This is a genomic window from Candidatus Symbiopectobacterium sp. NZEC135, from assembly GCF_025962695.1.
The window spans coordinates 79,731-90,603 of record NZ_JAGFPF010000014.1 but is presented as its reverse complement, the minus strand read 5'-3'; the positions used below and the strand labels follow the sequence as shown (position 1 = coordinate 90,603).

At 54.5% G+C, this 10,873-nt stretch carries 13 protein-coding genes; 5 read left to right on the top strand and 8 right to left on the bottom strand.

The window, feature by feature from the left end; all coding sequences use genetic code 11:
• Positions 1-476: LysR family transcriptional regulator (locus J5224_RS10165; protein WP_264625255.1), on the bottom strand; the 476-nt coding region annotated here is incomplete at its 3' end.
• A 447-nt stretch (positions 477-923) separates the two neighbouring features.
• On the opposite strand from J5224_RS10165, the gene aaeX reads away from it, so the two are divergent.
• The 3 genes from aaeX to aaeB are packed head-to-tail and all read left to right on the top strand — an operon-like array spanning position 924 to position 4,068.
• Positions 924-1,127, top strand: a complete 204-nt coding sequence (aaeX, locus tag J5224_RS10160) for a p-hydroxybenzoic acid efflux pump operon protein AaeX (protein ID WP_264625254.1) — start codon at positions 924-926, stop codon at positions 1,125-1,127.
• Between the two features lie 22 nt (positions 1,128-1,149).
• On the top strand, positions 1,150-2,097 hold the full coding sequence (gene aaeA / locus J5224_RS10155) for a p-hydroxybenzoic acid efflux pump subunit AaeA (protein ID WP_264625266.1): 948 nt from the start codon (positions 1,150-1,152) through the stop codon (positions 2,095-2,097).
• A gap of 12 nt (positions 2,098-2,109) precedes the next feature.
• Positions 2,110-4,068, top strand: a complete 1,959-nt coding sequence (gene aaeB / locus J5224_RS10150; protein ID WP_264625265.1) for a p-hydroxybenzoic acid efflux pump subunit AaeB — start codon at positions 2,110-2,112, stop codon at positions 4,066-4,068.
• A 59-nt stretch (positions 4,069-4,127) separates the two neighbouring features.
• Here aaeB and yjgA read toward each other — a convergent pair whose 3' ends face one another.
• Positions 4,128-4,682: a ribosome biogenesis factor YjgA gene (yjgA, locus tag J5224_RS10145; RefSeq protein WP_264625264.1), complete on the bottom strand. Its 555-nt coding sequence runs from the start codon at positions 4,680-4,682 to the stop codon at positions 4,128-4,130.
• 199 nt (positions 4,683-4,881) lie between these two features.
• Between yjgA and pmbA the strand changes: the two genes are divergently transcribed.
• On the top strand, positions 4,882-6,222 hold the full coding sequence (gene pmbA, locus J5224_RS10140; protein ID WP_264625253.1) for a metalloprotease PmbA: 1,341 nt from the start codon (positions 4,882-4,884) through the stop codon (positions 6,220-6,222).
• Positions 6,223-6,264: 42 nt separating this feature from the next.
• On the top strand, positions 6,265-6,573 hold the full coding sequence (locus J5224_RS10135) for a hypothetical protein (protein ID WP_264625252.1): 309 nt from the start codon (positions 6,265-6,267) through the stop codon (positions 6,571-6,573).
• 42 nt (positions 6,574-6,615) lie between these two features.
• Here J5224_RS10135 and rnk read toward each other — a convergent pair whose 3' ends face one another.
• The 6 genes from rnk to rpoN form a co-directional block, all read right to left on the bottom strand.
• Complete coding sequence (rnk, locus tag J5224_RS10130) at positions 6,616-7,026, bottom strand: nucleoside diphosphate kinase regulator (RefSeq protein ID WP_264625251.1); 411 nt, start codon at positions 7,024-7,026, stop codon at positions 6,616-6,618.
• A gap of 288 nt (positions 7,027-7,314) precedes the next feature.
• Positions 7,315-7,587 (bottom strand): PTS phosphocarrier protein NPr, encoded by a 273-nt coding sequence (gene npr, locus J5224_RS10125; protein ID WP_264625250.1) that lies wholly within the window; start codon positions 7,585-7,587, stop codon positions 7,315-7,317.
• A complete protein-coding gene (gene rapZ, locus J5224_RS10120; RefSeq protein WP_195314274.1) occupies positions 7,587-8,438 on the bottom strand; it encodes an RNase adapter RapZ in 852 nt (283 codons plus the stop codon). Before rapZ ends, npr begins: the two co-directional genes overlap by 1 nt.
• A gap of 115 nt (positions 8,439-8,553) precedes the next feature.
• The gene (gene ptsN, locus J5224_RS10115; protein ID WP_264625263.1) at positions 8,554-9,027 is read right to left on the bottom strand and encodes a PTS IIA-like nitrogen regulatory protein PtsN; all 474 of its coding nucleotides are present in this window, start codon (positions 9,025-9,027) and stop codon (positions 8,554-8,556) included.
• An 89-nt stretch (positions 9,028-9,116) separates the two neighbouring features.
• Complete coding sequence (hpf, locus tag J5224_RS10110; protein ID WP_195314275.1) at positions 9,117-9,404, bottom strand: ribosome hibernation promoting factor; 288 nt, start codon at positions 9,402-9,404, stop codon at positions 9,117-9,119.
• A gap of 23 nt (positions 9,405-9,427) precedes the next feature.
• On the bottom strand, positions 9,428-10,861 hold the full coding sequence (gene rpoN, locus J5224_RS10105) for an RNA polymerase factor sigma-54 (protein WP_264625249.1): 1,434 nt from the start codon (positions 10,859-10,861) through the stop codon (positions 9,428-9,430).
• Between the last annotated feature and the right edge of the window lie 12 nt (positions 10,862-10,873).

Below are 10,873 nucleotides of genomic sequence, written 5' to 3'. Positions count from 1 at the left end.
CCGAGACGTTTGGCAAACAGGCTGGAGTCCTGCAAGGCACCCACGCGGATGACAATATCCAACCCGTCCGCAATCAGATCGGGGGCCGGAATGCCGGTGACCAGATTGACGGAGAGTCCTGGGTATTTCAGCAGCATCTCTGCTGTCATGGCTGCCAGCACGTTTTGCGCCATGGTGGAGGAACTGCCAATGCGCAGTGTGCCGATCGGCGTGTTATTGAAGGCGTAGAGCTGATCGTGCGCTTCGTGCGCCTCATGCAGCATACGGCGGCAACCGTGGTAGTAAATTTTGCCGCCTTCTGTAAGCCCAATGCTGCGCGTGCTGCGATTGAGCAGCTTGATTTGTAGCTCTTCTTCCAACCGGGTCACCGTTTGGCTGACCGCGGAAACGCTCATGTTCAATTGTCGGGCGGCGGCAGTAAACGAGCCACACTGCACTACGCGCGCAAACACCGACATGCTCTTTAGTCTTTCCATTGTTCACTCTGGCTTAAAAGTGATTTAGATCACACATTGTAGATGAAATGCAAATAAACATCCATAATGCACCGCATTCGAACGAATCGGGCGGGAAGAATACCGGTGTGTTTCATGCTACTTGTTTCTATAAGGTAACAGGCCGCGTTCGCTTCTACTAAACAACCTGCCATCTCTCTTGATCAGTGTAATGCCCTTCATGCCTTTTAGCATTGATGGCGGAAAGGTCCGTGTCGTCGTTGGTAATGAACCCTCATGCCTGTGTCTACGGTGACTCGGTCGGTATCGTTTATACCCGTCATACTTCAAGTTGCAGATGCGTTGGCTACGGTCGTTCACCCGAATCACTTACCTGAGTAAGCTCATCGGGATGAACTCACTTGCCGCCTTCCTGCAACTCGAATTATTTAGGGTATCTTTGTCAATTGAAATAAAAAGGAAAAGAGGATGAGTTCACTCCCGGTGATGGTGCTGTTTGGCCTGTCCTTCCCGCCCGTATTCTTTGTATTGCTGGTATCGCTGGCACTGTTTTTCGTGTTGAACCGTGTTTTACAGCCCACCGGCGTTTATGACGTGGTATGGCATCCGGCGCTGTTTAACACCGCTCTGTTTTGCTGCCTGTTTTATCTGATCTTTCGCGTCTCCCTTTGAGGTCAATGTGAAAACCCTTGCTATAAAATTTCCTGTTGTCTCGCTGATAACCAAAAAGCTGCTGCGTGTGGGTATTACGCTGTGCGTGCTGTTGCTGGCTGCCATTGCGCTGCTGCGCGTTTGGGCGTTTTACACTGAATCGCCGTGGACGCGAGATGCGAAGTTCAGCGCAGACGTTGTGGCGATCGCGCCGGATGTCAGCGGGCTGCTGACAGAGGTGTTGGTGCATGACAATCAGCAGGTGAAAAAAGGGGATGTGCTTTTTGTTGTCGATCCACCCCGCTTTCAGCAAGCACAGGCGCAAGCGCAGGCAGATGTGGACTACTACCTGGCGTTGGTCAATGAAAAGCGACGTGAGTCTGGACGGCGCACGCGCCTCGGTGTACAGGCGATGTCGCAAGAAGCCATCGATCAGTCTGGCAGTGCGCTGGAAACCGCGCAGCATCAGTTAGCCAAGGCGCAAGCGACGTTGGCACTGGCGACGTTGGATCTGGAACGTACCGTGATTCGCGCGCCAGCGGACGGTTGGGTGACCAACCTCAACGTGCAGCGCGGCGAATACATTACGCGCGGCGCGACCGCCGTGGCGTTAGTGAAAAAGGGCTCGTTCTATCTGGTGGCCTACATGGAAGAGACCAAGCTGGCGAGCGTTCATGCTGGCGATCGCGTCGAGATCACGCCGCTGGGTAGCGATCGGCTGTTTTACGGTACGGTTGACAGCGTGGCGGCGGCGATCACCAACAGCAGCGCCAACGTAGACAGTAAAGGGCTGGCGACAGTGGACGCCAACCTGGAATGGGTGCGACTGGCACAGCGCGTGCCGGTAAGAATCCATCTGGATCAACAGCGCGATATTCCTTATCCGGCGGGCACTACGGCCACCGTGGTGATCGCGCAGGCTGACACCCCGCAAAACAAGCAGCCTTCACCGTTGATTCGTTTGCTCTATCGGCTGCGTGAGTTTGGTTAAGGCTCACTCATGATGAAAATGCCTGCTTTTCCCCACTGGCGTTTTGCCTGCAAACTCAGCGTTGCCGTTGTGCTGTCACTGTTTCTCGGTTTCCACTTTCAGTTGGAAACGCCGCGTTGGTCAGTGCTCACTGCGGCTATTGTAGCTGCTGGTCCTGCTTTTGCCGCCGGTGGCGATCCCTTTTCCGGCGCAATTCGGCACCGTGGCATATTGCGCATTGTGGGTACCTTTATCGGGTGTATCGGTGCGTTGGTGATTATTATCGCGACCATTCGTGCACCCGTGGTGATGCTGCTGCTGTGCTGCATATGGGCGGGATTCTGCACCTGGATTTCATCGCTGGTTAAGGTAGAAAATGCCTACGTATGGGGACTGGCGGGCTATACCGCATTAATTATCATCGTATCCACCCAGAGTGCGCCATTGCTGACGCCGCAGTTTGCCGTTGAGCGCTGTAGCGAGATTGTTTTAGGCATTGTTTGTGCCATTGTGGCCGATCTACTGTTCACCCCGCGCTCCATCAAACAGCATATCGACAGCAGCCTGGAGGGGCTGCTGGTGGATCATTATCGCCTGCTGCAACTGTGCATCCGTGGTGCATCGCGTGAAGAGATTGATGTCGCCTGGCATGGGCTGGTGCGCAAAAGCACCGCGTTGGCTGGCATGGGCAATCCGCTGCTGCTGGAGTCGGCGCGCTGGCAAAATAGCCACCGACGCATCAAAGCGCTGCTGGCACAATCATTTACCCTGATTACGCAGGCGTGTGAAACCTATTTGGTGTTGCAGGATAAACCCGAGCCGCTCAGAACCAGCCTGGCATTGCTGATAGAGGCGCCGGTAGCGTCGATGGCTGATGTGCGTAAGCGGGTGAAACAGCTGCGCCACGCGATTGCCGCCGGTGAGCGTAAGACGGTGCCGCCGACGCTGATTGGCTGGGTGGGGGCGGCAACACGCTATCTGTTACTGGCAAAAGGGATCCAGACTAACGCCCGTCTGACGCAGGTTGAGGGTGAACTGCTGCGGGATGAAGTGATGGTGAAAGCGGCATCCGCTGAGCGCCATCATGCGATGATCAACGGCTGGCGTACCGGCGTGGCGACGGCGGTAGGGTGTTTATTTTGGCTTATCACCGGTTGGACCTCAGGCAGTGCCTGTATGGTGATGATTGCCGTGGTGACGGCGCTGGCGATGCGCCTGCCCAACCCAAAACGCATGGCGGTCGATTTTCTGGTTGGCACGGTCTATGCCCTGCCGCTGGGTGCACTGCTGTTCATGTTTGTGCTGCCATCAACACAACAAAGCATGTTGCTGCTGTGCCTCAGTCTGGGCATTATGGCCTTCATCATCGGTATTGAGGTGCAAAAGCGGCGTATGGGATCGTTGGGGGCGCTGGCCAGCACCATCAATATTCTGGTGTTGGATAACCCGATGACGTTTAATCTCAGCCACTTTCTGGACAGCGCGATTGGGCAGGTTATCGGCTGCTTGCTGGCGTGGCTGGTTATCTTGTTGATTCGAGATAATTCACATGCGCGCACCGGGCAGACGTTGCTGAACCGCTTTGTTTACAGTGCGGTATCGGCTTTGACCACCAATCCTACCAAACGGCGTGAGAATCATCTGCCCGCGCTCTATCAGCAACTCTACCTGCTGCTGACCCTGTTTCCCAACGACATTGCCAAATACCGTCTGGCGCTGTCGCTGATTATTCTGCACCAACGTATGCGGAATCTACCGCTGCCAATGGACAGTGAACTGTCGGCGTTTCATCGTCGTCTTCGTCAAGCGGCAGAGCAGGTCAGCGACGCGCGACGAGAGATTTCCCGGCGTCACGCCTTTACTCAGTTGCTGACCCTATTGGATGCGTATCAGATTGCGCTATGCCAGCGTCAGATAGCACCGGAGATCGGTGCGTCCGTCGGCCGTATCACGGAGATACTGCACCGCTATCAGCACGCGTTGGTGGAGTAACGCCGAGGGTGACTCTACCGCACAGGGCGAGTTACCGCAGGGCGATTTACCTCAAGGGATTAGGCCTGATCTTCAGCCAGTTCACGCAGGTACTGGAAAATTTGGCGGTAAGATTTGGGCGGCTTGTTCGCGGCTTTTTCCTTCTGCGCATTGCGTACCAGTGAGCGTAGCTGTTGGCGATCGGCGTTCGGGTAGAGCCCGAGGATATCTGGGATGGCATCATCGCCTTCCTCAATCAGTCTGTCTCGCAATTGTTCCAGTTTGTGAAACAGAGCGACCTGCTGGTTGTGGCGGTTCTTCAGCTTATCCAGTGCGATTTGAATCGGTTCTGGATCGCGGGCACGCAGCATCTTACCGATCAGTTGCACCTGACGGCGGCGGCCCTCTTTTTTGATGCGTTGCGCCAGCTCAACCGCAGCACGCAGATCGTCATCCAGCGGGATGCGTTCGAGCGCATTTTTACCGAGTTCAATCAGCTCCACGCCAAGATCTTTCAGCGCTTCAGCATCGCGCTTGATTTCACTTTTGCTGACCCAGATGATCTCATCGTCTTCATCATCTTCGGCGTGCGGGTCCGGTACGTCGTCCAGCCACTCTTCAGGGTGTTTGTTCATCATCTCTTTCCGTAACAGTTCGGGCATGTGACGCGGTTAACGCCATAAAAAAGACGCCGATCCTAACAGGTTTGGGCTTTTTGCGAAATTATCCTGATATCCTGTTAGACTCAAGCATACACCTTTAGGCGCAGAAGAGGGGCAAGGCAGACGCCATTTCCCGGCTTCTGAACGGCTTTTAACTCAGTATGGCAGAACGATGACAATAATCACTCAGGTTGCAGAACAGCGTAAAGCATTGGAGCAGGCAGTCGCACAGGCGTTGGAGCTGGCGCGTGCTGGTTCAGATGCGGCAGAGGTGGCTATTTCCAAAACCACAGGGATCAGCGTCAGCACGCGCTACGGCGAGGTTGAAAATGTGGAATTCAACAGCGATGGCGCGTTGGGCATTACCGTATACCATCAGCAGCGTAAAGGCAGTGCGTCATCGACCGACTTGAGCCCGGCGGCCATCGCCCGCACCGTGCAGGCTGCGCTGGACATTGCCCGTTATACCTCGCCCGATCCCTTTTCTGGCCCGGCAGAACAAGAGCTGCTGGCGTTTGATGCCCCCGATCTCGATCTGTTTCATCCTGCTGCCTTGGATGCGGAAAAAGGCATTGAGCTGGCTGCGCGCGCCGAGCAGGCAGCGCTGAAAGCCGATACGCGCATTACCAATACCGAAGGAGGCAGCTTCAACAGCCACTACGGTATCAAAGTGTTTGGTAACAGCCACGGCATGCTGCAAAGCTATTTGTCGAGCCGCCACTCCATGTCGAGCTGTGTGATTGCTGAAGTGAACGGCGATATGGAGCGCGATTACGCTTACACCGTAGGACGTGCGCTGGACGATCTGCAAAGCCCCGAATGGGTCGGCGAAGAGTGCGCTCGCCGCACGCTCTCACGTTTATCACCGCGCAAGCTGCCAACCATGGAAGCACCAGTAATGTTTGCCGCCGAAGTGGCAACGGGTCTGTTCGGCCACTTAGTGGGGGCGATCAGCGGCGGTAATGTGTACCGTAAATCGACGTTCCTGCTCGACAAACTGGGCCAGCAGATCCTGCCGGATTGGCTCACTATTGAAGAGCTGCCGCATCTGCGTAAAGGGCTGGCGTCTACTCCGTTCGACAGTGAAGGGGTACGCACCGCACAGCGCAACATCGTTAAAGACGGCGTGCTGCAAACCTGGCTGTTGACCAGCTATGCAGCGCGTAAACTCGGCATGAAGAGCACCGGTCATGCCGGCGGTATTCACAACTGGCGTATTGCGGGTCAGGGGCTTAATTTCCAACAGATGCTCAAGCAGATGGATAAGGGCCTGCTGGTGACCGAGTTGATGGGGCAGGGCGTGAGTGCGGTAACGGGCGATTACTCGCGCGGGGCGTCAGGTTTTTGGGTGGAAAATGGCGAGATTCAGTATCCAGTGAGTGAAATCACCATCGCGGGTAACCTGAAAACCATGCTGCGCGATATGGTGACGCTGGGAGATGACATTGAAACCCGCAGCAATATTCAGTGCGGTTCGGCGCTGCTGCCGAGCATGAAGATCGCCGGGATGTAATCAGGCGTATACGTATACAACGGAATGTCTAGGGAGCAGGGAATGCCCGACAGCGCGTTCGATGTCGACCTCGCACAGCGACTGGCGCAGGATAAAACGGATTTTCGCAAGCGGCTGGCGCTGGTGGCACACCTGCGCGCCGAGCCGGATCCGCGCAGCCTGGTGATTTTGCACGACATGATGCAGCGGGATTTCGTGTTTGATGTGCGTTGGGCGGCCTGGGAGGCATTGACGGCAAAAGGGGAATCACCCGCCGAACCGCGTAAGAAAGCGGGCCATCTGATATCACGCATTTGGTGGCAAGGTTTGGGGGATAAATTGACGAACTGGTGGCTGCTGTGGCCGTTTTGACGCAATCATGACTGCCCTGAAATCAGGGCAGTGGGCGCGTGCTTAGCGATGATATTCGCCAGCGGCCTCAGGCTGATAGAGCAATTCCAGCACTTCCACGCGAGTTTCTGTACCGTTATGCAACTGCCAGTTAATGGTATTCCCAACGCGCAAACCCAGCAAGGCTGCGCCGAGCGGCGCCATCACAGAAAGCTGTTCCTTGCTGTCCTGCATGGCGGCAGGATAAACCAGTATTCGGGTGTGCTCTTCGTTAGTGTTTAAATCGCGAAAGCGTACCCGACTGTTCATGGTGACGACATCTGACGGGATGTCCTCTGAAGGCAAGATCTCGGCACGATCCAGCTCCTCATTCAACGCTTGTGCAATCGGTGTGCCTGCAAACGCAGGTTGTTCCAGCAGCCGATCCAGGCGCTCCGCATCCAGTTCGCTAATAGTCAGGTTAGGTTTCGTCATACTCCTCTCCAATAGGTTGGTAAAACATAACCCCTGATAAAACGCATAGCGGTAACAAACAACGTTACGTCATGGCAGTAAGATCAAGGTTCATAGGGATATAAGCACGTGCTGCATATATGAAAAAACAATATCAAGAGAAAAAGTCTACCGCATTTATAAAGCAACACCCCCGCGCCAGCGACGCGGGGGTGTTAATAAAAATGACAGATAACTTGTAACGAAGTTATACCATAAGGTAGCGTTATTACCTATGGCATTGTCGATTTTTGGGATTATTGTCGCGTGTTACTCTTCATCAAACCCAGCTTCGAATAACTCAACCACTGCCGCCAGTGCGGCGGTTTCATCTGTGCCGCTGGCTTCCACTTCAATGTGTTTACCCTGCGCGGAATCCAGCATGATCATGGCGATCACGCTGCTGGCTTCCGCCTCAACGCCGCTTTCGTTACGCAGCATCACTTCGGCATCAAAGCTTTGCACCAGCTCAAACAGCTTCATCGCCGGGCGCGCGTGCATGCCTAGCTTATTCTTGACGATGACGGTGTGTTTTACGGTCATTATTTACGTTTTTCCAGCGTGCGGTGGCGGGACTGTACGTTTTTGCCACGCGAGCGGAAATAGTCTGCCAGTTGCTCAGCCACATAGACGGAACGGTGTTTGCCGCCGGTACAGCCAATGGCAACCGTCAGGTAGCTGCGGTTGTTGGTTTCCAGCATCGGCAGCCACAACTCCAGATAGCTGCGCGTTTGGTAAATAAAGTTGTGCACTTCGGTATGGCGATCGAGGAACGCGGCAACCGGCTTGTCCAGCCCGGTCATCGGACGTAATTTCGGATCCCAGTGGGGGTTAGGCAGGAAGCGCACATCAAAGACGTAATCCGCATCGATGGGAATGCCGTGCTTGTAACCAAAGGATTCGAACACCATGGTCAGTTCACGCTCGCGTTTGCCCAACAACCGAGTACGCAGCATTTCCGCCAGTTCATGCACCGACATTTCAGAGGTATCAATGATCAGATCGGCGCGAGAACGCAACGGTTCCAGCAGGTCGTTCTCTTCATCGATGGCGCTTTCCAGCGAAAGATTTTTGCTGGAAAGAGGGTGTAAACGGCGCGTATCGCTGTAACGGCGAATCAGCGTATTGCGATCGGCATCCAGAAACAGCAGTTGCGGCGCAAAACTGGGCGGCAACTGATCCATGGCGTGCTCAAAGATTTCCGGCGATTCAGGCATGTTACGCACGTCAATGCTGACCGCTGCCGAGATATCGCGTTGTGCCAGCGTGTTGGCCAGTTCCGGCAGCAACACCACGGGCAGGTTGTCCACGCAATAAAAGCCCATATCTTCCAGGGCACGCAGGGCCACAGATTTTCCTGAACCTGAGCGACCACTGACAATCATCAGCACCATCCGACGACTCCCCTCCGGCTATAGCCTGCTTTTGTTACACCCTGACCGAGTGATTCATCTGTATGACGCATATCGTAGCGCGAATGTCTGAATGTCGCGCACTTTCTAGCGGGGATTAATCCCCTTCAATCATAATTTGGTAAAGCTCTTCGTCACTTTGTGCTGCCCGTAAACGCCGACACACACTTTTGTCAGCCAGACGTTTGGCGACAAGCGACAGTGTATGTAGATGGGTTTTACATTGTTCTGCGGGAACCAGCAAGGCAAAAAGCAAGTCTACGCCTTGATTATCAATAGCATCAAAGGATATTGGCTGTTCAAGCTGGATAAAGACCCCGGTGGCGCCCAAGGCGTTATCATCATCGAGTTTTCCGTGTGGGATCGCGATACCGCCGCCAATACCGGTACTGCCCATTCTTTCGCGCGTCAGCAATGCCTCGAAGATCAGCGGGGTCGGAAGGTTTAGCTGCCTGGCTGCCAATTCGCTGATGATTTCCAACGCCCGTTTCTTGCTTTGGCAATGAACGGTGCTGCGGGTGCACTCTTGGCGTAATACCGCGCTGAGTTGCAAAATGGGATCGTTATTCATGGTGTGTTCACTTAACGGCCCGCGCATCTCTGCACGCCTCTGGCGCTGTGCCAGAGGCGTATTCCTGCGCCCGAAGGCGGAGATGACGATCAGTGCTGTTTGAGTTTGTCCTTGTGTTTATTTAACTGACGCGCCAGTTTGTCGATCAACAGATCGATGGCGGCATACATGTCTTCAGATTCGGATGTGGCATGCAGTTCACCGCCATTAACGAACAGCGTAGCATCGGCAATTTGCTCCACTTTCTCCACCTTGAGCACCACGTTGATCTGGTTGATACGATCAAAGTATTGCTCCAGCTTGGCAAATTTTGTGTTAACGAACTCGCGTAATGCGGGTGTGATCTCGATGTGGTGTCCGGTGATATTCAGCTGCATAGCGTCTTCCTTCTCTGTAGAAATCAAACCAACTGCTTACGCTGGTTTGACGGCGGGATGGATAAAGACTCTCGGTACTTTGCGACGGTACGCCGCGCGACAATGATCCCTTGATCGGAGAGCAGCGTTGTCAGCTTGCTGTCACTCAAGGGTTTGCCGGGGTTTTCCGCAGCGATCAATTTTTTCACCAGCGCCCGAATAGCAGTGGATGATGCCTCACCGCCGCTGTCGGTATTTACATGGCTGGAGAAGAAATATTTTAGTTCGAAAATGCCACGTGGGCTGTGAAGAAATTTCTGGGTTGTGACGCGTGAGATGGTTGATTCATGCATATCCACAGCCTGAGCGATATCCGCCAGCACCATGGGTTTCATAAACTCTTCACCTTTATCAAAGAAATCCTGCTGTTGTTCCACAATGCAGCGTGTGACCTTAAGCAGCGTATCGTTGCGGCTCTCCAGACTTTTTATCAGCCAGCGCGCCTCTTGCAGGTGGCTGCGGATAAATTGGCTGTCGCTGTCGTTACGTGCGCTGTGGCCGAGCGCTGCATACTGCTGGTTGACTTGCAGGCGCGGCACGCTGTCAGTGTTGAGTTCCACCACCCAGCGGTCTTGATGCTTGCGCACCAGCACGTCGGGGATCACATACTCCGACTCGCCGGTATTGATGGATTGGCCCGGACGCGGATCGAGTGACTGAATCAGTGCCAGCGCCTCTTTCAGCGCATCCTCTTTAATGCGACTGGCGCGGATCAGCGTGCGAAAATCATGATTGGCCAGCAAATCGAGGTAGTCATTGACGATAAGCTTGGCTTCCGCCAGCCACGGGGTTTCTGGGGCAAACTGCGACAGTTGGATTTGCAGACAATCGCGCAAATCACGCGCTGCCACCCCGACCGGGTCAAAACGTTGCACGCGTTTTAACACCGCTTCCACTTCCTCAATCGTCACGTCATCGTCGCCGATGCTCTCGAGAATGTCTTCCAGCGGAACGGTCAGATAGCCGGTGGTGTCCACTGCATCGACAATCGACGTGGCGATAGCCGCATCGGTGTCGGAAAACGGCGTCAATTCCACCTGCCACATCAGGTAATCCTGCAAAGTTTGCGTGGTTTCACCCTGATAGACAGGCAGTTCTTCGTCGCGGTAATCGGTGCCAGTGCCTGAGGGCGTGCCTGCGGAGTAGATTTCATCCCAGGTGGCGTCAAGCGGCAGTTCTTCCGGCATATCTTTTTGCTCAAGGGCTTCGCGCGTATCCAGCGATTCGCTGTCGCTCGTTTCCTGAGTGTCGATTTCATCGTGGCTGTCGGTTTGTTCAAGCAACGGGTTGCTTTCCAGCGCTTGTTGGATCTCTTGCTGGAGTTCAAGCGTAGACAACTGAAGCAGACGGATCGCCTGCTGAAGTTGTGGCGTCATGGCCAGTTGTTGACTTAGCCTGAGTTGCAAACCTTGCTTCATAACTCGTGTCAC

Bases quoted from the DNA above. Each gene is read 5' to 3' on its own strand.
- J5224_RS10135 (WP_264625252.1), top strand. From the start codon at position 6,265: ATGCCCGACAGCGCGTTCGATGTCGACCTCGCACAGCGACTGGCGCAG.
- pmbA (WP_264625253.1), top strand. From the start codon at position 4,882: ATGACAATAATCACTCAGGTTGCAGAACAGCGTAAAGCATTGGAGCAG.
- yjgA (WP_264625264.1), bottom strand. From the start codon at position 4,682: ATGAACAAACACCCTGAAGAGTGGCTGGACGACGTACCGGACCCGCAC.
- npr (WP_264625250.1), bottom strand. From the start codon at position 7,587: ATGACCGTAAAACACACCGTCATCGTCAAGAATAAGCTAGGCATGCAC.
- hpf (WP_195314275.1), bottom strand. From the start codon at position 9,404: ATGCAGCTGAATATCACCGGACACCACATCGAGATCACACCCGCATTA.
- rnk (WP_264625251.1), bottom strand. From the start codon at position 7,026: ATGACGAAACCTAACCTGACTATTAGCGAACTGGATGCGGAGCGCCTG.
- aaeB (WP_264625265.1), top strand. From the start codon at position 2,110: ATGAAAATGCCTGCTTTTCCCCACTGGCGTTTTGCCTGCAAACTCAGC.
- ptsN (WP_264625263.1), bottom strand. From the start codon at position 9,027: ATGAATAACGATCCCATTTTGCAACTCAGCGCGGTATTACGCCAAGAG.
- aaeX (WP_264625254.1), top strand. From the start codon at position 924: ATGAGTTCACTCCCGGTGATGGTGCTGTTTGGCCTGTCCTTCCCGCCC.
- rapZ (WP_195314274.1), bottom strand. From the start codon at position 8,438: ATGGTGCTGATGATTGTCAGTGGTCGCTCAGGTTCAGGAAAATCTGTG.
- rpoN (WP_264625249.1), bottom strand. From the start codon at position 10,861: ATGAAGCAAGGTTTGCAACTCAGGCTAAGTCAACAACTGGCCATGACG.